The sequence below is a fragment of the Micromonospora sp. WMMD1102 genome, assembly GCF_029626265.1.
In the GTDB taxonomy this organism is placed as follows: Bacteria; Actinomycetota; Actinomycetes; order Mycobacteriales; family Micromonosporaceae; genus Plantactinospora.
The window spans coordinates 4,647,857-4,670,155 of record NZ_JARUBN010000001.1 but is presented as its reverse complement, the minus strand read 5'-3'; the positions used below and the strand labels follow the sequence as shown (position 1 = coordinate 4,670,155).

Sequence of the window (22,299 nt, the reverse complement as noted above, 5' to 3'; positions counted from 1 at the left end):
CGGAGCCGGCTTCGCAAACGGCTCCGGAACCGGCGGGACCGTTTGCCGGACCGGTGCGACCGGTGGCGGCGGCGCTGGCCGGGGCGGAGGAGGTGCGGCGGTGAACATCCTGCTCTGGCACGTGCACGGCTCCTGGACCACCGCCTTCGTGCACGGCAAGCACCGCTACCTCGTCCCGGTGACCCCGGACCGTGGCCCGTACGGGCTGGGCCGGGCGCGCACCTACCAGTGGCCGGACACGGTCGACGAGGTGACCCCGGAGGAGTTGGCCGGCGCCGACGTCGACCTGGTGATCCTGCAACGGCCCGAGGAGATCGACCTGGTCGCCGAGTGGACCGGCCGGCGGGTCGGCCGGGACCTGCCGGCGGTCTTCGTCGAGCACAACACCCCGAAGCAGGGCGACGTGCCGAACAGCCGGCACCCGCTGGCCGACCGGGACGACCTGCTGATCGCGCACGTCACGCACTTCAACGGGCTGTACTGGGACACCGGCGGCACCCGGACCACAGTCGTCGAGCACGGCATCGTGGCACCGACCGCCAGCTACACCGGCGAACTCGACCGGCTGGCGGTGGTGGTCAACGAGCCGGTACGCCGCTGGCGGGTCACCGGCACCGACCTGCTGCCGCAGTTCGCCGAGATCGCCCCGCTGGACGTCTTCGGCATGGGGGTGGCCGGGCTGCCCGACCGGCTCGGACTGCCCGCCGACCGGCTGGCCGTCTACGACGACCTGCCGCAGGGGCGGATGCAGGCCGAGATCGCCCGGCGGCGGGCGTACCTGCACCTGTGCCGGTGGACGTCGCTGGGGCTGAGCCTGGTCGAGGCGATGGCGATGGGCATGCCGGTGGTGGTGCTCGGGGCCACCGAGGCGGTCGAGGCGGTGCCGCCGGACGCGGGTGTGCTCTCCACCCGGCTCGACACCCTGCTGGCGGCCACCCGGCAACTCGTGCGGGAGCCCGACAGCGCCCGCCGGCTCGGCGGGCGGGCCCGCGAGGTCGCGCAGGCCCGGTACGGCCTGGACCGGTTCCTGACCGACTGGGACCGGTTGCTGGAGGAGGAACTATGCGCGTCGCGATGATCTCCGAGCACGCCAGCCCGCTCGCGGTGCTCGGCGGCGAGGACGCCGGTGGGCAGAACACGCACGTCGCCGAACTCTCCGCCGCACTCGCCGAGGCCGGCCACGAGGTGCGGGTCTACACCCGGCGGGACAGCCCGGACGCCCCGGAGACCGTCCGGCTGCGTGCCGGGGTGGAGGTGGTGCACGTACCGGCCGGGCCGGCGGAGCCGATCGCCAAGGACGAGCTGCTGCCGTACATGAAGGATTTCAGCAGGTGGCTGGTGGCGCGCTGGCGCGGCGACGAGTGGGTGCCGGACGTCGCGCACGCGCACTTCTGGATGAGCGGGCTGGCCGGGATCGCCGCCGGCCGGCAGTGCGGGATCCCGGTGGTGCAGACGTACCACGCGCTCGGCACGGTGAAGCGGCGGCACCAGGGCGCCGCCGACACCAGCCCGGCCCGCCGGGTCGGCTACGAGCGGGCGCTGGGCCGGGCGGTCGACCGGGTGATCGCGCAGAGTCAGGACGAGGTCCGGGAGCTGGTCCGGATGGGCGTGCCGCAGGGCAGGATGACGGTGATCCCGTCCGGGGTGAACGACACGACCTTCTCGCCGGACGGGCCGGCGGTGCCCCGGGTGCCGGGCCGGCCCCGGATCCTCACCGTCGGCCGGCTGGTCGAGCGGAAGGGCTACCAGGACGTGATCCGGGCGATGCCGACGATCCCGGATGCCGAGTGCGTGGTGGTCGGCGGTCCGCCGGCCGGCGAGGTCGACGTCGACCCCCAGGTCCGCCGGCTGCGCGCGCTCGCCGACGAGGTCGGGGTCGCCGACCGGGTACGCCTGATCGGCGCCGTGCCCCGCGAGGAGATGCCCTACTGGTACCGGTCGGCGGACGTGCTGGTCGCCGCACCCTGGTACGAGCCGTTCGGGCTGACCCCGCTGGAGGCGATGGCCTGCGGGGTACCGGTGGTCGGCACCGCCGTCGGCGGGCTCACCGACACGGTGGCGGACGGGCGCACCGGTGACCTGGTGCCGCCCCGTGACCCCGAGGCGCTCGGCACCGCCGTCCGGAACCTGCTCGCCGACCGGGTACGCCGGTACGGGTACGCCGCCGCCGCACTGGACCGGGCCCGCCGCTGGTACTCCTGGGCGCGTACCGCCGACCAGATCGCCGCTGTCTACGCGGCGGTCAGCGAGGTGCGCCGGCCGAGCGGGGTGGTCGCCGGATGAGCGTGTCGATGGAACTGCTGGACAGCCACCTGGCCGGGCTCGCCTCGGCGCTGCTGCCGTACCGGACCGCCGCCGCCCGGCTGGCCCGCTGGGGTGACGAACTGGCCCGGCTGCTCGCCGGTGGCGGCCGGATCCTGGTCGCCGGCAACGGTGGCAGTGCCGCCGAGGCGCAGCACCTCGCCGCCGAGCTGGTCGGCAAGCTGCGCGACGACCGGGCCCCGCTGTCGGCGATCGCGCTCTGCGCCGAGACCTCCTCGCTTACCGCGATCGGCAACGACTACGGCTTCGACGAGGTCTTCGCCCGGCAGGTACGCGCGCACGGCCGCCCCGACGACGTACTGCTGCTGCTCTCCACCAGCGGGCGTAGCGCCAACCTGGTCCGGGCGGCCCGCGCCGGCCGGGAGCTGGGGATGCGCTGCTGGGCGTTCACCGGCCCGACGCCGAACCCGCTGGCCGACGCCTGCACGGAGGTGCTCGCCGTACCCTGCCCGGACAGCCAGGTGGTGCAGGAGCTGCACCTGGTCTCGGCGCACGTGCTCTGCGGCTACGTCGACGCGTTCCTGCCGGTGCCGTTCAACCCGGCCAGTGATGCCGGCCCGGCCTCGGCGGTGGCCCGGGCGGCGGCGTCGGCCGGTGCCGCACCGGCCCACCCGGTCGGCCCCGGGCTGGCCGGCGGCGGTCAGGTCGCCCCCGGCCTGGTCGGCGCCGGGCTGGCCGAGTCCGGCCCGTCCGGGGTGGAGGATGAGCTGGTGCTGCGGGTGCCGGGGACGCTCCGGCCGGGCGGACCCGAGGAGGTGCCGTGACCGGGACCATCGTCGTCGTCGGCGACACGCTGCTCGACCGGGACGTGGAGGGTGTGGTGAACCGGCTCTGCCCGGACTCGCCGGTGCCGGTGCTGGATGAGAACAACTGTCTCGACCGGCCGGGCGGGGCGGGCCTGGCCGCACTCTTCGCCGCCGGGCGGGGATACGACGTCGCCCTGGTCACCGCGCTCGCCGACGACGAGGGAGGCGCCCGGCTCAGCCACCTGCTCACCGCCGCCGGGGTGCAGGTGTACGGGCTGCCGCTGCCCGGGGCGACCCCGGAGAAGATCCGGCTGCGTACCCGGGGCCGGGTGCTGCTCCGGCACGACCGGGGTGGACCGGCCGGCTCACCGGGCGAGCCGAGCGACGCCGTACTCGACCTGCTCGCCGGGGCGGCCGGGATCCTGGTCAGCGACTACGGCCGGGGGGTGGCGCGGCTTCCGGCCCTGCGGGCGGCACTGGCCGGCACCGTCGCCCCGATCGTCTGGGATCCGCACCCGCGCGGCCCGGCGGCGGTGCCCGGCGTCCGGTTGGCCACCCCGAACGAGGTGGAGGCCAGGGAACTCGCCGGGCTGGCGACCGGCGGCTCGCGGCTGGCCAGCGCCGCCCGGTACGCCCAGGCGCTGCGGCAGCGCTGGCGGGTCGGCGCGGTGGTGGTGACGATGGGCGGCGAGGGCGCGCTGCTCTGTCACGCCGGCTCGACGCCGCTGGCGGTGCCGTCGCCGACCTGCGCCGACGGGGACACCTGCGGTGCCGGCGACCGGTTCGCCGCCACCGCCACGGTGGCGCTGGCCGGCGGGGCACTGGTCTCCGAGGCGGTACAGCACGCCGTCGCCGAGGCGTCGGAGTACGTGGCGGCCGGCGGGGTGGCCAGCGCCGTACCCGCCGCTCCGGCCCGGCGCGCGCGGTCGGCTGTGGACGGTCGGCCGGCTGTCGACGCGCGGTCGGCTGTCGACGCGCCGGCGGCCGCACGGGTGCCCGACCCGACGCCGGAGGAGACCCGGCCGGTTCCGGACACCGGGGCCGCCGCAGGCTCTCGGCCCGCCGGGCAGTCGGGGTTGGGCGGTCGGCCCGCCGGGCAGGCGGCTCCGGGCGGCCCGGTCGGGGGCGGGCGGCCCGGTCCGGTGCGCCGCCGCCCCGGGAACGCCCGGCACACCGACACCGTGCCGATCACGGCGGTGGACTGGAGCGACCGGATCGGTCCCCGGGCCGCCGGTGAGGTGGTCGCCCGGGTCCGGGCGGCCGGCGGCACGGTGGTGGCCACCGGCGGCTGCTTCGACCTGCTGCACGCCGGGCACGTCGCCACCCTGGAGGCGGCCCGCCAGCTCGGCGACTGCCTGGTGGTCTGCGTCAACTCCGACGAGAGCGTGGCCGGGCTCAAGGGCCCGGACCGGCCACTGGTCCGGCACGCCGACCGGGCCCGGCTGCTGGCCGCGCTCGGCTGCGTGGACGCGGTGGTCGTCTTCGACGAGTCGACCCCGCACGCCGCGCTCTCCTGGCTGCGGCCGGACATCTGGGTCAAGGGCGGCGACTACGGCACCGGTGCCGACGGGCCGGAGCTGCCGGAGGCGGAAATCATGCACCGCTGGGGCGGGCACACCGTGGTGGTGCCCTACCTGGACGGGCGCTCCACCACCGGCATGATCGCCGCCGCCCGCACCGGCCGCGGACCGGTAGGACGGACCCGGTGAGCGGCGGCCTCGACGGGGCCGGCGGCGCGCTGGCCCCCCGCCCCGCCGACGGCACACCGGCCGGCGGGGCGGGTGTCGGCGGGTCCGGCGGAGCGGGTCCCGGGAGTTTCGGCGGGGCGGGACCCGGTGGATTCGGCAGCGCCGACCCCAACGAGCCCCTCGGGGCGGGTCCCGGCGGGTCCGGCGGGGCGGGTCCCGGCGGGTCCGGCGGGTCCGGCGGGGCGGTGCTGGTCAGCGGCGGGTCCAGCGGGCTCGGCGCGGCGGTGGTCGCCGCGATCGGCAACTCCGGCGGTCGACCGATCGTGCTGGACCGGCAGCCGCCGGCCGCCCCCGTACCGTGGCTGGCCTGTGACCTGTCCGACACCCGGGCCGCCGAGGCGGCCGTCCGACAGCTCGCCGAGCAGGCCGGCGGACTCGCCGGGGTGGTCACCGCCGCCGGGATCGACGTGCCGGGACGGCTGGCCGAGGTGCCGGCGGAGACCTGGGAACGGGTGGTCACCGTCGACCTGCTGGCCACCGCCGCGGTGATCCGGGCCGCGCTGCCCTACCTGGAACGGTCGGGCGGCACGGTGGTCACCGTCGCCTCGACCCTCGGAGTGAAGGCGGTCGGGGACGCCACCGCGTACTGCGCGGCCAAGTTCGGGGTGGTCGGCTTCACCCGGGCACTCGCCGCCGAACTCGCCGGGACGGTCGGGGTGACCCTGCTGGTGCCGGGCGGGATGCGTACCGCTTTCTTCGACGAGCGCGACCCGCAGTACCGGCCGGGCACCGACGCCGTACTCAACGATCCGGCGCACGTCGCCGAGGCCGTACTCTTCGCGCTGTGCCAGCCGCCCGGATGCGCGATCCGGGAGATGGTGGTCTGCGCCGACCGGGAGACGTCCTATCCGTGATCCTGGTCCTGCGGGCACTCGGTGTGGGTGACCTCGCGACGGCGGTGCCGGCGCTGCGCGGGCTGCGCGCCGCGTTCCCGGAGCACACCCTGACGGTGGCCGCCCCGGACTGGCTCACCCCGCTGGTGGAGCTGGTCGGCGACGTCGACGACGTCCGGCCGACCGACGGGCTGGACCCGGTCCACTGGACCGGGCCGGCACCGTACTGGGCGGTCAACCTGCACGGCCGGGGTCCAGAGTCGCACCGGCTGCTCGCCGCCGCCGGGCCGGAACGGCTCTGCGGCTACCACTGTGCCGAGGCCGGCCACCTCGACGGCCCGTACTGGCGCGCCGAGGAACACGAGGTGCGCCGCTGGTGCCGCCTGCTCGGCTGGTACGGCGTCGAGTGCGACCCGGACGACCTGGACCTGCGTCGCCCGGCGCCCCGGCAGGTGCCGGTCGGGGCGACGGTGCTGCACCCGGGCGGCAAGGGTACCGAGCGCCGCTGGTCGGCGGGGCGGTTCGCCGCACTGGCCCGGGAGCTGAGCGGGGCCGGGCACCGGGTGGTGGTGACCGGCTCACCGGACGAGCGGGACCTGGTGCGGCGGGTGGTGACCGGGGCCGGACTGCCGAACACGGCGGTCCTGGCGGGCCGGCTCAGCCTGGTCGAGCTGGCCGCCGTGGTCGCACACGCCCGCCTGGTGCTGAGTACGGACACCGGAGTCGCGCACCTGGCCACCGCGTACCGGACGCCGTCGGTGGTGCTGTTCGGGCCGGTGCCGCCGCAGCTCTGGGGTCCGCCGCCGGACCGGCCCTGGCACCGGGTCCTGCACCGGGCCACGAACCCGCCGCCGGTGCCCGCCGGAAGTCCCGGGCCGGTGCCTGCCGGACGCTTCGGGTCGGTGCCCACCGGAAGTCGCCGGTCGGCGGAAGCCCGGAATCCCGGGTCGGCGGAAGCCCGGAATCCCGGGTCGGAGGACGCCGTCCCGATCCATCCGGCGCTGGCCGCGATCGGGGTGGACGAGGTGCTGGCGGCGGCGGACGAGGTCGACCGGCTCGGGCGGGAGGGGCGGGACCGCCGTGCGGCTGCGGCGTAGCGATCTGTCCGCCCCAGGCTACGGCCGGCGCCGGCACGGCCGGGGCGTGGTCTTCCTGGACACCCGGGGACAGCCGATCCGGGACCGGGACGAGCTGACCCGGCTCCGCGAACTGGTGATCCCGCCCGCCTGGAAGGACGTCTGGATCTGCCCGCATCCGGCCGGGCACATCCAGGCGGTCGGCGTCGACGCGGCCGGCCGGCGGCAGTATCTCTACCACCCGACCTGGCGGCTCCGGCGGGACCAGGCGAAGTTCGACCACGTGCTGGAGGTCGCCGTCCGGCTGCCGGTGCTGCGCGAGCGGGTCCGGGACGACCTGGCCGGGCGGGGACTGCGCCGGCCCCGGGTACTGGCGACCGTGGCCCGGCTGCTCGACATGGGCGCCTTCCGGATCGGCAGCGACCAGTACGCGGCCGGCGACGACCCGACGTACGGGGTGGCCACGCTCCGGCCCGAGCACACCCGTACCCGGCAGGGCGCGGTGGTCTTCGAGTTCCCGGCCAAGGGCGGCATCGAGCAGGTGCTCCGGGTCGACGACGCCGAGGCGTGCCGGGTGCTGCGGGAACTGCGTCGGCGCCGGCGTGCCGCCCAGCGGCTGTTCGGCTACTGGGACGGCCGGAGCTGGCGGGACGTACGCAGCGACGAGGTGAACGACTATCTGCGGACGGCCAGCGGGGGCGAGATGACGGCGAAGGACTTCCGCACCTGGCACGCGACGCTGTGGGCGTGCCGGGCGCTCGCCGAGGCCGGGCCGCAGTCGTCGGTGACCGCCCGCCGCCGGGTGGTGGCCGAGGCGATGCGCCGGGTCTCGGGCCGGCTCGGCAACACCCCTGCGGTGGCCCGCGCCTCGTACGTGGACCCGCGGCTGCTCGACCTCTACCAGAACGGCACGGTCGCCGAACTGCCCCCGGACAGCACCGACGCCGACGCCGAACGCGCCGTCCTCGCCCTGCTCGCCCGCTGACGTCTCCGCCCCCGCTCGCGCCCCCGCCCGTCCGCCCCTGACCGACCCGACACCCGCAGTACGCACTACGCCCCCGCACCGGCCGGGTGGCGGTACGGGGGCGTGCCGCGTGCGGGTGCGGTGTCAGTCGTTGAGTACGTGGGACAGCTCGTCGCGGAACCGGCGCTCCGACTCGGTCACCTCGTCGCCGCCGAGCCCGAGCACCCCGCCGGTCGACGCGGCGGTCACCACGTGCTCGGCGATGGTGAGCAGCCAGTGCCGGTACGCACCGGCCTCGCCCTCGGAGACCCGGCCGGAGAGCAGCTTCGACGCCGCCCCGGCTCGTTGCAGCACGTCGGCGATGTACGCCTTCGGGTCGTCGGGTTCGATCGCCGGCAGTTCCTCGCCGACCTCCGGGTCACCGATCCGGGTGATCAGTTCGCCGGCGACGGCGGCGACAAGCGGGCTGGCCGACTCCCGCCCGGCGGCGATGCTCTCCAGCCCGGCGGCGTTCTCCGACCGGGTCCGGCGGCCGCCGTCCGACTCGGCGGCGCTGGCCGCGGTCAGCACCGACTGCGGCAGACCGACGAGCAGTCCCCACTCGTCGTCGGAGAATCCGAACTCGCTCGCGTACAGCGGTTGCTCGGTCACGGCAACCTCCCTCCACTGATTACAATCCATCACATCCCACGGCACGGCGTGACCGAGGGCAAACCGAATCGCCGTACGGGCGTCGGCGAAGCTTCCGCTGGCCTGCGGTGACCCGTACCCCGGGACACCCTAGGTCAGTCCTCGACCGGCTCCAGCAGGCCCTGCTCGCGGACCACCGGCACCGAGAGGGTCTTGTAGCCCACCTCGTCGAAGAGCACGGTCATCCGGTCGCCCTCGTAGCTGAGCACCATTCCGGAGCCCCACTCGGTGTGCCGGACCGCGCTGTGCACCGGGAACGGCTCCTCGGCCCTGGGTGCGGCACGGCTGCCCCGGCGGCCGGTGGTGCCCCGCTTGCCGCCGGAGGCCGTGCGCTCTGGCAGCCCGGCGTGGCAGTTGTCGCAGTGCCCGCACGGCTTCGCCAGCCGCTCGCCGAAGTACGCCAGCAGGAACTGCCCCCGGCAGCTCCGGGTCTCGGCGAACGCCCGCATCATGTCGGTGCGCGACCGCTGCACCGTCTGCTGCCGTTCCGCCTCGGCCAGCGCGGCGCTGGCCGCGTCGACGGGCTTCGGGGCGTAGCGGGGGCTGCCGAGGCGGTTGTCCGGTCGGGTGTCGGCGGCGCCGACCTGTTCCAGCAGGGCGAGGAGCTGGCCGAGCTTGCGGGCGCCGAGCCCGGTCCGTTCGCGCAGTGCCGTCCGGGTGGTCGGCCCGTCCCGGAGCAGCGCGGCGAGGTCGCGCAGCTCCTCGGTGTCCGGGGCGCCGCCGGTGAAGTACCGGCGCAGCCCGACGTCCTCGGCCCGCCAGAGCAGCAGCGCGCGGCCCGGCTCGCCGGCCCGGCCGGCCCGGCCGATCTCCTGGAGATAGCTGTCCGGCGCGTCCGGCAGGGCCATGTGTACCACCCAGCGGATGTTCGGCTTGTCGATACCCATCCCGAACGCCGAGGTCGCCACCATGATCGGTACCCGGTCGGCCAGGAAGTCCTCGTGCAGTTCCTCACGGGCGCCGGCCGGCATCCCGCCGTGGTAGTACTTCGCCGGGAAGTCGGCGGCGGTCAGCCGCTCGGCGAGTTCCTCGGCGGCCCGGCGGGTCGGCACGTAGACGATCCCGGGGCGGGACTCGGCGCGGAGCAGAGCGATCAGCCGCCGCCACCGGTAGTCCTCGGTGGCGCAGTTCGCCACCTCCAGGAAGAGGTTGGCCCGGTCCAGCCCGGAGACCACCAGTTTGGGCTTGCGCAGGCCGAGTCGCTCGACGATGTCGTCCCGGACCGGTGGCGAGGCGGTGGCGGTCAGTGCGACCACCGGCGGGCGACCCAGTTCGCGGATCAGGTGTCCGAGCGCCAGGTAGTCGGGGCGGAAGTCGTGTCCCCAGGCGGAGATGCAGTGCGCCTCGTCGACCGCGACCAGCGCCGGACGCAGGGCGCGTACCTCGGCCAGCCGTTCCGGGTTGCTGAGCTGCTCCGGGGTGGTGAACAGGAACCGGGCCCGGCCGGACCGGACGTCGTCCAGCGCGGCGGCCTGCTGGCCGGCGCTCTCCGCCGAGCTGATCCGTACGGCGCGCAGCTCCGGCCGGCCACGGTCGTCGAGCGCGGCGATCTGGTCCTGCTGGAGGGCCAGCAGTGGCGAGATCACCACCGTCGGTCCGGTCAACAGCGTCGCCGGGACCTGGTAGACGGCCGACTTTCCGGCCCCGGTCGGCAGGATGACGAGGGCGTCCCGGCCGCGCATCACCGCTCGCATCGCGGTGAGCTGTTCGGGGCGCAGCGAGCGCCAGCCGAAGCGGTGCCTTGCGGCACGGCGGAGCCGGCTGGCGTGCAGGGGTGGCAGTTTCATCGGTCGCCGGAGGTACCCCGAGGATCCCGCTCCGAAACGGCGGCTGTGCCGGCGTTCGAGCGTCGACCTCGCGGATCACCCGGATCTCCGCCTTGGCCGCAGGTGCCAGGGTCGGCGAACGCCCGAGGTGCAGCGGGTTGTCGGCGACGAGCCGGATATGGCACGGGGGCACTCGGCCGACGAGTGCCCCCGTGCCCGGGCGAATCTCCTGATATCCGGGCTGTGCCGTCAGCCGGCGTGGGCGATGGTGACCCGGACCCACGACCAGTAGTGCGCGGCGCTGGTGTAAACCTTAGGCGTGTTCAGGCAGCCAGTCTCGCCGCCACTGCGGCTGGTCACGCCAACCACGCCCCAGCCGGTTGCCGTCCGGTACAGCAGCGGGCTGCCGGAGTCACCGCTGCAGGCTCCGGCGGTGCCGTTCTTGCCCCGCGCCACGCACAGGTCCCCGGGGGTGGCCTGGTATTCGTCGCCCCACAGGCAGTCGGCGTACGGGAGCATTTTCGTGTCGAGCTGGCGCAGCTGGCGGGGGATCGACGTGGCGTCCCCGTCGACCGTGAACCCCCAACCGATCGTCCGTACCGAAGTGCCCGGCGCCGGGTCGGACGACACCGTGATCGTCGGCGCGTTCGACGGACTCATCAGGCGGATCAGCGCGATGTCGCCCATTGCCGCGAGCCCCGCACCCCAGTTCGGGTGTACGACGAACTCGGCGATCTCGTGAACGGTACCGCCCAGGTAGTCGTTTGAGCCGACGCTGACCTTGAAGTCGGCCGGAAGTCGACCCGCGACACAGTGTGCCGCGGTCAGTACCCACTCCGGATTGATCAACGCGCCACCACACCGGTGCGGGCTGGGCCGCGTGCCCTGGTCCTTGTACTGCAACGAGACCGCGAACCGGTAGGTCTCGGTGGGCGAGTCGCCACCGATGATCCTCGTGTCAGCCGACGCTGTCCCTACGCCCGTCAGCGCCAGCGCGGTCGTTGCCGCCAGCGTCAGAGCGGTGCGCAAAAGCCGTCTCGTCATCACGTCCCCTAATAATTCCAGTCGGTATGGCCGGCTGGCCACACCGGACGATGAGCCTAGGCAAAGTCGCCTACAATTCGGTTTCGGGAGTGATCTTCCCGGCTTCCGGTCCGTGGACGCCCCGGTCCGCACGCAGTCGTGTCCGGCAGGTGGTCCTCTCTGGAGTCGGTGGGGCCGCGGAGACGCGGCCCGGCCCCCGCCTGGCGATCTCTCCCCGCAAGGACGTGGAGGCTCCGGCGTTGTCGCCGTACCTGGGCCAGTGGTCGCCGGTCGGTTGTCTACCGGCGGCCGAACATCGACCGCAGTGCGGCGACCAGCAGCACGGTGCCGAGGATGGCGCCCACGATCTGCACGCCGGGGATGTCGAACCAGCTCGTCTCCTCGGCGGCGAGCAGGCGGTACGGCAGCTCGGTGAGCCGCGGCCCGGCCTCCGGGATGCTGGACTGCATTCCAGCACTGTCGCACGGAACCCCGGCGATCTCCCAGACCGACGCCGTTCCGGTTAATAGGAAGGTTTATTGACTATTTGCTGGACGGGTGTGACCATGGCAGCACCCGCCGCTGTCACAGGTGGCGGCTGTGCACTGTAGATACGGGGGGAACCGGCCGGATGAGCGGAACGACGGACAACCTGGCCAGCCTGGCGGCGGCGGTGCTCCAGCCCGGCTTCGTCGGCACCACCCGGCCACCTGACTGGGTGCGCCGGTGGCTCGGCGAAGGGCTCGGCGGGGTGGTGCTGTTCGCCCGCAACGTGGTCGACGCCGAGCAGGTCACCGCGCTCACCGCCGCGATGCGGGCGGAACGGCCGGACGTGCTGGTGGCGATCGACGAGGAGGCCGGCGACGTCACCCGGTTGGAGTCCCGGCTGGGCAGCTCCCGACCCGGCAACCTGGCCCTCGGTGCGGTCGACGACACCGGGCTGACCGAGGCGGTCGCCCGCGACCTCGGCGCCGAACTGGCCGCCGCCGGCCTCGCGCTGAACTACGCCCCGGACGCGGACGTGAACGCCAACCCCGACAACCCGGTGATCGGCGTACGGTCCTTCGGCGCCGAGCCGGGGCTGGTCGCCCGGCACACCGCCGCCTGGGTACGCGGCCTCCAGTCGGCCGGGGTCGCCGCCTGCGCCAAGCACTTTCCCGGGCACGGGGACACCAGCGTCGACTCGCACCTCGACGTACCCCGGATCGCGGTCTCCCGGGCCCGCCTCGACGCCTGCGAGTTGCCGCCGTTCCGGGCGGCGATCGACGCCGGGGTGCAGGCGGTGATGACCGGCCACCTGCTGGTCCCGGCGATCGACGAGGAGTGGCCGGCGACGCTGAGCCGGCGGGTGCTGACCGACCTGCTCCGCGAGGAACTGGGCTTCCAGGGCGTGGTGGTCACCGACGCCATCGAGATGCGCGCGGTCGCCGACCGGTACGGCCTCGCCGGGGCGACGGTCCGGGCGCTGGTCGCCGGGGCCGACGCGATCTGTGTCGGCGGCGAGCACGCCGACGAGGCGGACGCCCTGCGGCTGCGCGACGCGATCGTCGACGCGGTCCTCTCCGGGGTGCTTCCGGAGGAGCGGCTGGTCGAGGCGGCCAAGCGGGTCGGCCTGCTGGCCGCCTGGAGCACCGCCGCCCGGGGCCAGGGTGCCCGGTGGACACCCGCCGGGCCGGACGGCTCGGTGCTGGGGCTGGCGGCAGCGCGCCGGGCGGTCCGGCGCACCGACGGCACCGGCCCGGCCGTGCTGCCGCTGACCGGCCCGGCCCACGTGCTGGAGTTCGAGCCGCCCCGGAACATCGCGATCGGCGCCGAGACGCCGTGGGGGGTGGGCGGGCCGCTGTCCGCACTGCTACCGGGCACCACGACCGTGCGACTCGCCGCCGCCGACCTGGCCGCCGACCATGCGCCGCCGGCCGGCGCGCTGGCCGGGGCGGCCGGCCGGCCACTCGTACTTGTGGTCCGTGACCTGCACCGACACGCCTGGATGACGGCGGCGGTACGCCGGATCCTGGCCGAGCGCCCGGACGCGGCGGTGGTGGAACTCGGCGTGCCGGAGCTGGTCGCCGGCCGGGTCCACCTGGCCAGCTACGGCGCCACCCGGGCAGCCGGCCGGGCCGTCGCCGAGGTGCTGGCCGGTCGGTCCTGATCCAGTCCTGATTCAGTCCTGACCGGACTGTCGCAGACTGCCGCCGATCAGTACCACGACTGTCACCAAGGGTGCCCCCACGTTCACGGCGAGTCGCGGTATCGTTCGTCCGGTGACCCCTCGCTGGCAGCGGGCCGCCCTCACCCCGTCCTGGATCAGGTGGCTACCCTGCGCCTTCGTCTACCTCACCGTCGTGCCCGGGAGTTCCGGGTTCCGCCGGTCGGCCTGGTCGACGACAGTCCCCTGGGACGGTTCGGCGTGGTGTGACCCCGGCAGCGTGGACGAGTGGGTGGACCGCGCCCGGCGGCGTCGGGACGGTCGCGACGCCGAGGACGCCGAGCTGCACGCCCGGCAGCACTACGCCTGGATGGTCCGGGTCCGGGCCACCCGGATCGAGCTGTTCGCCGAGATGTGCCGGCGGCGGGAGGTGCCGGTCCCGCACACCGTCGGCGAGCTGCTGCTCTGCCTGGCGGCGTTCGGCCTCTTCGAGCTGACCGAGGTCGACGGGGGCGATCCGTGGGTGGTGCCCCGGCTGGACCGCGACCCGCTGGAGGTGCTGCCGCTCTCGGCGGAGGAGCGGGATCTGGAGGCTCGGGCCCAGCGGGACGACCAGGCCGTACTTGTGGCGATCGCGATCCGGCGGCTGGCCCAGCGGACCCGGCGGCGCTGGCGGCGTCGGGTGGTCAGCACCAGCCTGACCAGCCTGGCCGGTGCGGCCGGCGTCACCGAGGAGCAGGCCCGGCGCTCGCTCGCGGACCTCGGCCAGATCGCCGAGCTGGGCATCGACGCCGGCCGGGCCGGCGACCGGCTGCGGCTCAGCGTGCCCTGGCCCGACTTCCGGCTCCGCTTCCCGTTCACCGAACTACCCGCCCCGGAACACGCGATCTGACCGCCGTCCGGCGCAGGGGGGACGGCTACGGGGCGACCCGGAGGATGCGGTCGTCGCCGTCGTCCGGCGAGCCGCGCCCGTCACGGTTGGAGGTGAGCACCCAGAGCGACCCGTCCGGCGCCGCGGCGACGTGCCGGAGCCGGCCGTACTCGCCGGTCAGCAGCGCCTCGGCGCCCTGGCCGTCGGTGCCGATCCGGTAGAGCCGCTGGCCGCGCAGGCAGGCGAGCCAGACCCGGTCGCCGACCACCGCCAGCCCGCTCGGGGACGCCTCGTCGGTGCCCCAGGTGGCGACCGGTGCCACGAACCGGGAGTCGTCGGAGTCGCCCTCCACCTCCGGCCAGCCGTAGTTGCCGCCCGGCGTGATCCGGTTCAGTTCGTCGTAGTGGTTCTGGCCGAACTCGGCCGCGTACATGGTGCCGTCGGCGTGCCAGCCGAGGCCCTGCACGTTGCGGTGGCCGTAGCTGTAGACCAGGGTGTCGCCGAACGGGTTGCCCGGGGCGGGCCGGCCGTCCGGGGTCATCCGCAGGATCTTGCCGGCCAGGCTGTTCCGGTCCTGTGCGGCGTCGCGGTCCCCGGCGTCCCCGGTGCCGACGTAGAGCATGCCGTCCGGGCCGAACGCGATCCGCCCGCCGTTGTGGGTACGCGAGCCGCGCGGGATGCCGCTCAGCACGACCTCCCGGGCCGGCTCACCGAGGCGCAGCCGGGCTACCCGGTTGTCCTCGGCGGCGGTGTAGTAGACGTACACCCAGCGGTCGGTGGCGTAGCCGGGGGAGACGGCGAGGCCTAGCAGGCCGCCCTCGCCGGCCGGGGTCGCCTCCTCGATCCGGGCCACCTCCCGGGCCGTGTCGCCGGAGACCTGGCGGACCCGCCTGCTGTCCCGCTCGGTCACCAGCGCCGAACCGTCGGGCAGGAAGGCCAGCCCCCAGGGCGCCTCCAGGTCCGCCACAACGGTCTGCACCGTGCCGGCGCGGGTCCGGGGTGCGTCCGAGACCGACGGGTCGGCGAACCAGCCCCGCCACAAGCCCACCCCGACGACGGCGGCGGCCAGCACCACCACCGCGACCACAACCGCGATCCACCGACCCGCCCGGCCCGTCGTGCGCACTTCCGGCTCCGCCACGGGTACGACGGTAGCCCGTCCCCGGACTGTCCGGGCGCTCGCCCGGTGGCTACGGACGTTCAGCCAACCGGGCCGATCGCCTTCGCGAGGCTGACGAAGCTCGTCCACGCGGCCGGCTCGAACGCCAGCACCGGGCCGGTCACGTCCTTGCTGTCCCGGACGCCGACGACGCCGGGAAGGTTCTTCGCCACCTCGACGCAGGTGGACCCGCCGTTACCGCTGCGGGTCGACTTCCGCCAGATGGCGCCGGTCAGGTCTGCCATGTAGCTGCCACCTCTTCGATCAGGGCGAGAGTCTGCTGGGTGGGTAGGGCAACCGCCCTGAGGGCTTCCCGTACCTTCGGGTCGACGCCGATCTGAGCTGCGAGAGAGTCGGCCGTCTGGCCGGACTCGGCCATGGCGATCTGAAGTGCTCGGTTCACCCCTGCTCCCAAGTGGACGTCTCGAACCTACGGAGAACCTCATGAGCGCGGTGTGATTGTTCCGTAACGGAGAGCATGATTTCAACCACGCGTCCCGTCCAGGTCCGATCCGCGTTGCGGACGGGATGCCTGCGGGGGTGGTGTCCGTGCGTCGGAGCCTGACCCACCCCCGTCCACATTCGCCGACGGGTGGCACCACCATGAGACTCTGGCGCAGCCGGCCCTACCATCGACGCGACTGGCGCCGCCTCTGGCGATTCTGCCGCTGCGGCTGGCGCTGGCGCTGCCCCGACCTGGCGGAACTGCTCCCGACGCGCCATCCGTCGCCGCCACCGGCGGTCGAGCTGACGGAGACCGAGCGGGCCGAGATCCGTGCCCTGACGTCACCGACGCGAAGCCGGTCAGCCAACCAGCGACCCGCCTCGGACCCACCCGGCCGGGGACACCTCGGCAACGGTCGCCCCGGAACCCTCATCCCGGCACACCGGGACCGGGCCCGACCCGCCGTACGGACCTGACCGGTGATCGGGCCACGGAGTCGATGGGAACGCTTCGCCGCACGACGACGCGCACGCGAACTCCAGGCCGACGGACACACCCCGACCCAGACGTACGACTGCCGCGAGTGTGACCACCCCTGGCCATGTCAGCAGGCCCGGCTGGTCCTGCTCGTCGGCTTCGACGGCGACCGGGTCGGACTGTTGATGTATCTCGGCGCCCACCTCGCCCGCGCCCTGCAACAACTGCCGGACACCCACCCCGCACTGATCGTCGGCCAGATCCTGCACTGGGTGCCCCGACGCCGATGACCCGCTCGTCACCCCCACGCCCGCCCCGGATCGCCTCCCCGGTCCGGGGCGGGCCGGCGCGCAGAGTCGATCACCAGCGGGCTCAGTCCTTGATGACCACCGAGGCGTACTCGGGGTGCCGGTCGAGGAAGGCGAGCAGGAACGGGCAGGTGACCCGGACCTGTTCACCCCGGTCGCGGAGCTGGTCGAGGGTGCCCCGGGCCAGCGCGCTGCCGACCCCCTTGCCCTCGAACTGCTTGTCGACCTCGGTGTGTGCCAGCACCATGGTCCCGGCGACGACCTGGTAGTCGATGAAACCGGCCAGGGCGTCGTCGACCAGGATCTCGAAGCGGCGACGGGCGGGGTTCTCTTCGACGATCATGCTCACCGGAGCAATTCTGCACCCACCGGCCCGGTTTCGCCGGTGACCCCGCCCACCGCCAGCCGGTCGAGTTCGGCGAGCAGCCGGTCGACCTCCTCGACGGTGTTGTAGTGGTAGACGCTGGCCCGGACCGCCCCGCCCCGCTCCCGCAGGCCCAGGGCGGAGAAGTACTCGTACGCGTAGTAGTCGCCGGCCGAGACGCAGACCCCGTGTTCGCCGAGCGCGGCGGCGGTCTGCCCGGGGTGCTGGCCGGCGACCCGGAACGAGACGGTGGGGCAGCGGTGCCGGGGTGAGCCGTACATGGTCACCCCGGGCAGTTCGGCGAGCCCTGCGTGCAGCCGGGTGAAGAGCTGGTTCTCGTGCTCCAGGGCGGCGGCGAGACCGGCCCGCAGCCGGCTGCGCCGGTCACCGGTGGCCGCCGGGTCCAGCCCGGCGAGGTGGTCGACGGCGGCCCGGATCCCGGCCAGCAGCGGGAAGCTCGGGGTGCCGAGTTCGAACCGCTCCGGCGCCCGGTCGGGGGAGGGCAGCAGCTTGGCCGGGCGCAGTTCCGCCCAGCGGCCCGGGTCGGCGACGACGGCGGCGAGGTGCGGGCCGGACCACTTGTAGGCGCTCGTCACGTAGAAGTCGGCGCCGAGCGCGGCGACGTCGGTCGGGCCGTGCGGGGTGGCGTGCACCCCGTCGACGTAGACCAGCGCTCCGGCGGCGTGCGCGGTCGCGGCGATCCCGGCCACGTCCGGCACGGTGCCGACGGCGTTGCTGGCGGCGGTGAGCGCCACCACCCGGGTCTGCGGGCCGACCAGCTCGGCGTACTGGCCGGTCGGCAGTTCGCCGGTCTCCGGGTCGAACTCGGCCCACCGGACGACCGCGCCGGTCGCCTCGGCGGCCTGCACCCAGGGCCGGACGTTCGCGTCGTGGTCGAGCCGGGAGAGCACCACCTCGTCCCCGGGGCGCCACCGCTGGGCCAGCGTCCGGGAGACGTGGTACGTCAGCGCGGTCGCGCTCGGCCCGAAGACCACCCCGTCCGGGGCGCCCCCGACCAGGTCCGCGACCGCCTGGCGGGCCGCCGCCACCAGTTCGCCGGAGCGCTGTCCGGGCAGGTGCGCGCTGCTCAGGTTCGCCACCGCGGTCCGCATGGCGCCGGCCACCGCGTCGGCGACCGGGGCGGCCACCTGGGTGCCGGCGGCCCCGTCGAAGTGCGCGAATCCCTCGGCGAGGGCGGGGTAGGCGGCCCGGACCCGGGCGATCTCGAACGGCATGGCAGGCACGATAACGGTCGTCGCCGCCAACTCCGCCCGGGTCGTTGCCTGGATCACGCCGGGTACCGTTGGTCGGGTGACGAATCCCCCGTACCGCCGAATGACCACCGTCCGTCGCGCCGCCGGTCTCGTCGCCGGCCTGGCCCTCGGTGTGGCCGTCCTGGCCGGCTGTTCCTCCGAGGGCGCCACCACCGACTGCGGGCTGGACGCCTGCACCGTGACCTTCGACCGGGGCGTCGACGCCCAGGCCAGCATCCTCGGGGTCGAGGCCAAGCTGGTCGGCGTCGACGGCGACCGGGTGACCCTCGAGGTCGCCGGCGAGCAGCTGTCGCTCACCGTCGGCCAGCAGGCCACCGAGGTCGGCGGCCTGTACGCGACCGTGCAGAGCGCCGACGCCGACCAGGTGGTGGTGCGGATCGGCCGCAACGCCGGCTGAGCGCGACCCGGGGCGGGCGGTGGCTCCCGATGGGCCACCATCCGCCCCGGACGTTTGGAAATCTTGCCGTTCGGTGATTGAGATGCCCATGTCAGCGACTTCTACCGCCGGAGCGAGCGCGACCCGCGCCGCCAACAGCAAGCCCCTGGAAATTCTCACCCGGGCCGGCTTCCTCGGCTACGGGCTCGTGCACCTGCTCTTCGCCTGGCTGGCACTCCAGATCGCCTTCGGCAAGCCGGCCGCCGACGGCGACCAGTCCGGTGCGCTGGCCACCCTGGCCGCCCAGCCGCTGGGCAAGTTCCTGGTCGGCGCCGTCGGGATCGGCCTGCTCGCGATGGCGATCTGGCAGGCGTTCGAGGCGGCCGTCGGCCACCAGGAATACCGTGGCCGCGAGCGGACCGTGGAACGGGTCACCTCGGTCGGCCGGACGCTGTTCTACCTCTACTTCGCCTGGACGTCCTACCAGGTGGTGCAGCACGCGAGCGCGTCCAGCGCGGACAAGCAGCAGGCGATGACCGAGCAGCTGATGTCCTCGTCCGGCGGCCGGTTCCTGGTCGGGTTGATCGGGTTGGCCGTGGCGGCCCTCGGCGCCGGGCTGGTCTGGTACGGCGCCGTCAAGAAGTTCGAGCGGCACCTGAAGACCGGCCAGATGAGCCCGCAGACCCGCAAGCTGGCCCGCCGGCTCGGCGTCGCCGGCTACGTCGCCAAGGGCGTCGCGTACGGCATCGCCGGGCTGCTGGTGCTGACCGCCGCGATCAACTACGACCCGGAGCGGGCGCGGGGCCTGGACGGTGCCCTGCACACCCTGCGGGAGCAGGCGTTCGGGTCGATCCTGCTCACCCTGATGGCCCTGGGCATCGCCGCGTTCGCCCTGTACTGCGTGGTGCAGGCCAAGTACCGGAAGGTGTGATCCGGCTGCCCTGACCGGAGTCGTCCGAGACACGACAGTCATCCGACACACGACGTTTCGCAGCCCGCCGGGTGCGGCTCGGGAGTGATCCCGCAGCGGCACCCGGCTTCGGCGTGGAAGGAAGAGCATTGGTGGACAGCTATCTGTGGACGATCATCGCCACGGTGGGGGCGGCGGTATTCGCGCTCGCCGTGGTGGAGGCGGTGCACCGGACCGTACGCCGGCTCGGCCGACGGTCGGTGCTGCTCAGCGAACTGTCCGAACACTCGCACCGCCCGTTCCAGGTCGCCGCCACGGTGCTCGCGGTGCAGTTCGGCCTGCGGTTCAGCACCGGCTACGGCGTCGGTACGCCCTGGCGGCAGACCGTGCTGCACCTGCTCGTGCTGGCGGTGATCGCCACCACCGCCTGGCTGGTCGCCTCGCTGCTGGTGGTGAGCGAGGACACCGCGCTGGCCCGGTTCCGGACCGACGTGCCGGACAACCGCCAGGCCCGGCGGATCAAGACCCAGATCGTCATGCTGCGCCGGGTCACCATCGCGGTGATCGTGGTGCTGGCGGTCGGCGTGATGCTGATGACCTTTCCCAGCGTGCGCGGGGTCGGCGCCAGCGTGCTCGCCTCGGCCGGGGTGATCGGCGTGGTCGCCGCGCTGGCCGCGCAGAGCGTGCTCGGCAACGTCTTCGCCGGGCTGCAACTGGCGTTCAGCGACGCGGTCCGGCTGGACGACGTGGTGGTGGTCGAGGGGGAGTGGGGCCGGATCGAGGAGTTGACCCTCAGTTACGTGGTGGTGCAACTCTGGGACGACCGGCGGCTGATCCTGCCGACGTCGTACTTCACCACCAAGCCGTTCCAGAACTGGACCCGTACCCAGGCCGCCGTGCTCGGGACGGCGGAGTTCGAGGTGGACTGGTCGGTGCCGGTGCAGGCGATGCGGGAGGAGTTGCGCCGGCTGGTGGAGGGCACCGAGCTGTGGGACGGGCGGACCTGCGTACTCCAGGTCACCGACGCGGTCGGCGGGATGGTCCGGCTGCGCGCCCTGGTCAGCGCCGCCGACGCGCCGAGGCTCTGGGACCTGCGCTGCCTGGTCCGCGAGCACCTCGTCGGCTGGTTGCGGGATCAGCGGCCGACCGCGCTGCCCCGGCTGCGTGCCGAGGTCGGGGCCGCCGCCGGCCGGCTGCCCTGGCAGTGGATCGAGCCGCGCCGCCCGGCGCCCGGCAACGCCGTCGGCGTCGAGCGTCGGCGGACCGAGAAGGAGCCGCACGACGACGCCCGGCTCTTCGGCGGCAGCGACGACGGTGACGCCCGCAGCAGTGCCTTCGTCGGCCCCGACGAGCCGGCCGAGGCGCCGCCGCGCTGACCGGCCCCGCCGCCGCCACGCCGACCGGCCCCGGGTCCGGCGCCGCCCGGTGGTGGTTGACCTGCCGGATCGGCCGCCAACGGAGCGTCCGGTGGCGGACACTGACTCCAGCGGTGCGCCGACGGGAAGCCCCGTCGCGCCGGAACGGAAACGGCACGGCCGGCGGGCACGGTGAACGGACAGCCGGGGCGATCGGCGGACACCAGGATTGAACCGCCGGCCACCGGGGCATACAGCCCGGGAACCGGGAAAGGAGGACGGCATGGCCGACGTCGTACGCGATCCCGCTCGACCGGTCGCGGAGCAGTCCACCGCGGAGCTGGTGCAGCGCGCTGCCGAGCAGGTGTCGCGGCTGGTACGTGACGAGCTGGCGCTCGCCCGGATCGAGTTGGCGGAGAAGGGCCGGCATGCCGGGATCGGGGTGGGCCTCTTCGGCGGCGGCGGTGTGCTGGCGCTCTACGGTCTCGGCGTCCTGGTCGCCGCCGGAGTGCTGGCGCTGGCCCTGGTGATCCCGGCCTGGGCGGCGGCGCTGGTGGTGGCGGTACTGCTCTTCGCCGTGGCCGGAATCCTCGCCCTGGTCGGCCGCCAGCGGGTACGCCGGGCGGCGCCGCCGATGCCGAAGACGACCGCGGACAGCCTGCGCGCGGACGTGCGCACGGTGACCTCGGCGGTCCGGGACAGGGGACAGGGATGAGCCGCAGCAATGGTTCCGGTGACCCGGAGGTGCTCCGGGCGGAGATCCGGCAGACCCGGGCCGAGTTGGGCGCGACCGTGCAGGCACTGGCCGCCAGGGCGGACGTCAAGGCCCGGTTGAAGGAGTCGGCGGTGCAGACCCGGGACCGGGTGAAGCAGCGGGCCGGGCAGACCACCGCCACGGTCCGGTCCTCGGTGCACGACGCCGGTTCGGTGGCGTTGCGTCATCCGGTCTCCTGGGCGGTGGTGGCCGCCGGAGCGCTGGCGCTGGCGGTCGTGGTGCTGGTGGCACGAGGGAGGCGCGGGTGAGCGGGGCAGTCAGCAAGGTGGCCTACCGTCCGGTGGGCATCCTGTTGGGGATGGCCGCCGGGATGGCTGCCGGTGCCGTGTTCCGGCAGGTCTGGAAGTTCACCGCCGGCGACGGCGAGGCGCCCGACCCGACCGACGAGGATCGCGGCTGGGGCGAGATCCTGGCCGCCGCCGCGTTGCAGGGGGCCATCTTCTCGGTCGTCCGGGCGGCCGTGGACCGGGGCGGCGCGGTCGGGGTACGCCGATTCACCGGTCGCTGGCCCGACTGACGCCGTGCCTCGGTGAGCTTCCCGGGTGCTGCGGCTCCGGTCGCCGTCCGGCTGCGCGCCGAGCCCTGGACGGCGGTCGGTCGCATCGACGGAGAAAGTTCCGGCTGATCCGTTTTGGTGTGGTTGGCCGGGCCCTTGGGGTGGTCCTGGCGTC

At 74.4% G+C, this 22,299-nt stretch carries 23 protein-coding genes and 2 pseudogenes; 16 read left to right on the top strand and 9 right to left on the bottom strand.

From position 1 onward, the window contains the following. Positions 1-100 precede the first annotated feature (100 nt). The 7 genes and pseudogenes from O7626_RS20860 to O7626_RS20830 all read left to right on the top strand — a co-directional run bounded on the left by O7626_RS20860 (position 101) and on the right by O7626_RS20830 (position 7,710). Entirely contained in the window at positions 101-1,078 is a 978-nt protein-coding gene (locus O7626_RS20860; RefSeq protein WP_278062820.1) for a glycosyltransferase, read from the top strand. Beyond that, positions 1,063-2,283, top strand: coding sequence for a glycosyltransferase (locus O7626_RS20855; RefSeq protein ID WP_278062819.1), 1,221 nt, complete (start codon positions 1,063-1,065; stop codon positions 2,281-2,283). The genes O7626_RS20860 and O7626_RS20855 overlap by 16 nt, the downstream gene beginning before the upstream one ends. Continuing rightward, entirely contained in the window at positions 2,280-3,086 is an 807-nt protein-coding gene (locus O7626_RS20850) for an SIS domain-containing protein (RefSeq protein WP_278062818.1), read from the top strand. The genes O7626_RS20855 and O7626_RS20850 overlap by 4 nt, the downstream gene beginning before the upstream one ends. Next, the gene (locus tag O7626_RS20845) at positions 3,083-4,777 is read left to right on the top strand and encodes a PfkB family carbohydrate kinase (protein WP_278062817.1); all 1,695 of its coding nucleotides are present in this window, start codon (positions 3,083-3,085) and stop codon (positions 4,775-4,777) included. The genes O7626_RS20850 and O7626_RS20845 overlap by 4 nt, the downstream gene beginning before the upstream one ends. Positions 4,778-5,001: 224 nt before the next feature. After that, a complete protein-coding gene (locus tag O7626_RS20840; protein ID WP_278066239.1) occupies positions 5,002-5,670 on the top strand; it encodes an SDR family oxidoreductase in 669 nt (222 codons plus the stop codon). Beyond that, positions 5,667-6,479: pseudogene (locus O7626_RS20835) on the top strand (glycosyltransferase family 9 protein); the annotation flags it as partial. The gene O7626_RS20840 and the pseudogene O7626_RS20835, both read left to right, overlap by 4 nt. Before the next feature lie 250 nt (positions 6,480-6,729). Further along, the gene (locus O7626_RS20830; protein ID WP_278062816.1) at positions 6,730-7,710 is read left to right on the top strand and encodes a DNA topoisomerase IB; all 981 of its coding nucleotides are present in this window, start codon (positions 6,730-6,732) and stop codon (positions 7,708-7,710) included. 123 nt (positions 7,711-7,833) lie between these two features. On the opposite strand, the gene O7626_RS20825 is transcribed toward O7626_RS20830, so the two are convergent. The 4 genes from O7626_RS20825 to O7626_RS20810 all read right to left on the bottom strand — a co-directional run bounded on the left by O7626_RS20825 (position 7,834) and on the right by O7626_RS20810 (position 11,638). Continuing rightward, a complete protein-coding gene (locus tag O7626_RS20825) occupies positions 7,834-8,340 on the bottom strand; it encodes a hypothetical protein (protein WP_278062815.1) in 507 nt (168 codons plus the stop codon). Between the two features lie 134 nt (positions 8,341-8,474). Continuing rightward, positions 8,475-10,166 carry a RecQ family ATP-dependent DNA helicase gene (locus O7626_RS20820; RefSeq protein ID WP_278062814.1) on the bottom strand — a complete coding sequence of 564 codons (1,692 nt, stop codon included), beginning with the start codon at positions 10,164-10,166 and terminating at the stop codon, positions 8,475-8,477. 228 nt (positions 10,167-10,394) lie between these two features. Then, on the bottom strand, positions 10,395-11,231 hold the full coding sequence (locus tag O7626_RS20815) for a serine protease (RefSeq protein ID WP_278062813.1): 837 nt from the start codon (positions 11,229-11,231) through the stop codon (positions 10,395-10,397). A 236-nt stretch (positions 11,232-11,467) separates the two neighbouring features. Then, the gene (locus O7626_RS20810; protein WP_278062812.1) at positions 11,468-11,638 is read right to left on the bottom strand and encodes a hypothetical protein; all 171 of its coding nucleotides are present in this window, start codon (positions 11,636-11,638) and stop codon (positions 11,468-11,470) included. A 161-nt stretch (positions 11,639-11,799) separates the two neighbouring features. Between O7626_RS20810 and O7626_RS20805 the strand changes: the two genes are divergently transcribed. Together O7626_RS20805 and O7626_RS20800 are read left to right on the top strand one after the other, a co-directional pair. Further along, positions 11,800-13,317 carry a glycoside hydrolase family 3 N-terminal domain-containing protein gene (locus O7626_RS20805; protein ID WP_278062811.1) on the top strand — a complete coding sequence of 506 codons (1,518 nt, stop codon included), beginning with the start codon at positions 11,800-11,802 and terminating at the stop codon, positions 13,315-13,317. 112 nt (positions 13,318-13,429) lie between these two features. After that, positions 13,430-14,206 (top strand): DUF6042 family protein, encoded by a 777-nt coding sequence (locus tag O7626_RS20800; protein WP_278062810.1) that lies wholly within the window; start codon positions 13,430-13,432, stop codon positions 14,204-14,206. A gap of 25 nt (positions 14,207-14,231) precedes the next feature. Here O7626_RS20800 and O7626_RS20795 read toward each other — a convergent pair whose 3' ends face one another. From O7626_RS20795 to O7626_RS20785, 3 genes and pseudogenes are all read right to left on the bottom strand, one after another. Further along, a complete protein-coding gene (locus O7626_RS20795; protein WP_278062809.1) occupies positions 14,232-15,326 on the bottom strand; it encodes a PQQ-dependent sugar dehydrogenase in 1,095 nt (364 codons plus the stop codon). Positions 15,327-15,385: 59 nt separating this feature from the next. Next, the gene (locus O7626_RS20790; protein WP_278062808.1) at positions 15,386-15,589 is read right to left on the bottom strand and encodes a DUF397 domain-containing protein; all 204 of its coding nucleotides are present in this window, start codon (positions 15,587-15,589) and stop codon (positions 15,386-15,388) included. Positions 15,590-15,663: 74 nt separating this feature from the next. Beyond that, positions 15,664-15,747 (bottom strand): annotated as a pseudogene (locus O7626_RS20785) (XRE family transcriptional regulator); the annotation flags it as partial. A gap of 521 nt (positions 15,748-16,268) precedes the next feature. Here O7626_RS20785 and O7626_RS20780 point away from each other — a divergent pair. After that, complete coding sequence (locus O7626_RS20780) at positions 16,269-16,556, top strand: hypothetical protein (protein WP_278062807.1); 288 nt, start codon at positions 16,269-16,271, stop codon at positions 16,554-16,556. Between the two features lie 82 nt (positions 16,557-16,638). Here the strand turns inward: O7626_RS20780 and O7626_RS20775 are convergent, their stop codons facing one another. After that, positions 16,639-16,917, bottom strand: a complete 279-nt coding sequence (locus O7626_RS20775; RefSeq protein ID WP_278066238.1) for a GNAT family N-acetyltransferase — start codon at positions 16,915-16,917, stop codon at positions 16,639-16,641. 2 nt (positions 16,918-16,919) lie between these two features. Continuing rightward, the gene (locus O7626_RS20770) at positions 16,920-18,173 is read right to left on the bottom strand and encodes a cysteine desulfurase-like protein (RefSeq protein WP_278062806.1); all 1,254 of its coding nucleotides are present in this window, start codon (positions 18,171-18,173) and stop codon (positions 16,920-16,922) included. 100 nt (positions 18,174-18,273) lie between these two features. On the opposite strand from O7626_RS20770, the gene O7626_RS20765 reads away from it, so the two are divergent. The 6 genes from O7626_RS20765 (at position 18,274) to O7626_RS20740 (ending at position 22,145) form a co-directional block, all read left to right on the top strand. Then, positions 18,274-18,609 carry a hypothetical protein gene (locus tag O7626_RS20765; RefSeq protein WP_278066237.1) on the top strand — a complete coding sequence of 112 codons (336 nt, stop codon included), beginning with the start codon at positions 18,274-18,276 and terminating at the stop codon, positions 18,607-18,609. Between the two features lie 88 nt (positions 18,610-18,697). Further along, a complete protein-coding gene (locus O7626_RS20760; protein ID WP_278062805.1) occupies positions 18,698-19,519 on the top strand; it encodes a DUF1206 domain-containing protein in 822 nt (273 codons plus the stop codon). Positions 19,520-19,650: 131 nt separating this feature from the next. Beyond that, positions 19,651-20,874 (top strand): mechanosensitive ion channel domain-containing protein, encoded by a 1,224-nt coding sequence (locus O7626_RS20755; protein WP_278062804.1) that lies wholly within the window; start codon positions 19,651-19,653, stop codon positions 20,872-20,874. 262 nt (positions 20,875-21,136) lie between these two features. Then, entirely contained in the window at positions 21,137-21,568 is a 432-nt protein-coding gene (locus O7626_RS20750) for a phage holin family protein (protein ID WP_278062803.1), read from the top strand. Then, a complete protein-coding gene (locus O7626_RS20745) occupies positions 21,565-21,876 on the top strand; it encodes a DUF3618 domain-containing protein (RefSeq protein WP_278062802.1) in 312 nt (103 codons plus the stop codon). The genes O7626_RS20750 and O7626_RS20745 overlap by 4 nt, the downstream gene beginning before the upstream one ends. After that, positions 21,873-22,145 (top strand): DUF4235 domain-containing protein, encoded by a 273-nt coding sequence (locus O7626_RS20740; RefSeq protein WP_278062801.1) that lies wholly within the window; start codon positions 21,873-21,875, stop codon positions 22,143-22,145. The genes O7626_RS20745 and O7626_RS20740 overlap by 4 nt, the downstream gene beginning before the upstream one ends. The last annotated feature ends 154 nt before the right edge of the window (positions 22,146-22,299 follow it).

What these genes read in the sequence shown, in the direction of transcription:
- O7626_RS20855 (WP_278062819.1), top strand. Translation starts at nt 1,063, where the DNA reads ATGCGCGTCGCGATGATCTCCGAGCACGCCAGCCCGCTCGCGGTGCTC.
- O7626_RS20850 (WP_278062818.1), top strand. Translation starts at nt 2,280, where the DNA reads ATGAGCGTGTCGATGGAACTGCTGGACAGCCACCTGGCCGGGCTCGCC.
- O7626_RS20820 (WP_278062814.1), bottom strand. Translation starts at nt 10,166, where the DNA reads ATGAAACTGCCACCCCTGCACGCCAGCCGGCTCCGCCGTGCCGCAAGG.
- O7626_RS20810 (WP_278062812.1), bottom strand. Translation starts at nt 11,638, where the DNA reads ATGCAGTCCAGCATCCCGGAGGCCGGGCCGCGGCTCACCGAGCTGCCG.
- O7626_RS20805 (WP_278062811.1), top strand. Translation starts at nt 11,800, where the DNA reads ATGAGCGGAACGACGGACAACCTGGCCAGCCTGGCGGCGGCGGTGCTC.
- O7626_RS20790 (WP_278062808.1), bottom strand. Translation starts at nt 15,589, where the DNA reads ATGGCAGACCTGACCGGCGCCATCTGGCGGAAGTCGACCCGCAGCGGT.
- O7626_RS20775 (WP_278066238.1), bottom strand. Translation starts at nt 16,917, where the DNA reads ATGATCGTCGAAGAGAACCCCGCCCGTCGCCGCTTCGAGATCCTGGTC.
- O7626_RS20770 (WP_278062806.1), bottom strand. Translation starts at nt 18,173, where the DNA reads ATGCCGTTCGAGATCGCCCGGGTCCGGGCCGCCTACCCCGCCCTCGCC.
- O7626_RS20765 (WP_278066237.1), top strand. Translation starts at nt 18,274, where the DNA reads ATGACCACCGTCCGTCGCGCCGCCGGTCTCGTCGCCGGCCTGGCCCTC.
- O7626_RS20760 (WP_278062805.1), top strand. Translation starts at nt 18,698, where the DNA reads ATGTCAGCGACTTCTACCGCCGGAGCGAGCGCGACCCGCGCCGCCAAC.
- O7626_RS20750 (WP_278062803.1), top strand. Translation starts at nt 21,137, where the DNA reads ATGGCCGACGTCGTACGCGATCCCGCTCGACCGGTCGCGGAGCAGTCC.
- O7626_RS20745 (WP_278062802.1), top strand. Translation starts at nt 21,565, where the DNA reads ATGAGCCGCAGCAATGGTTCCGGTGACCCGGAGGTGCTCCGGGCGGAG.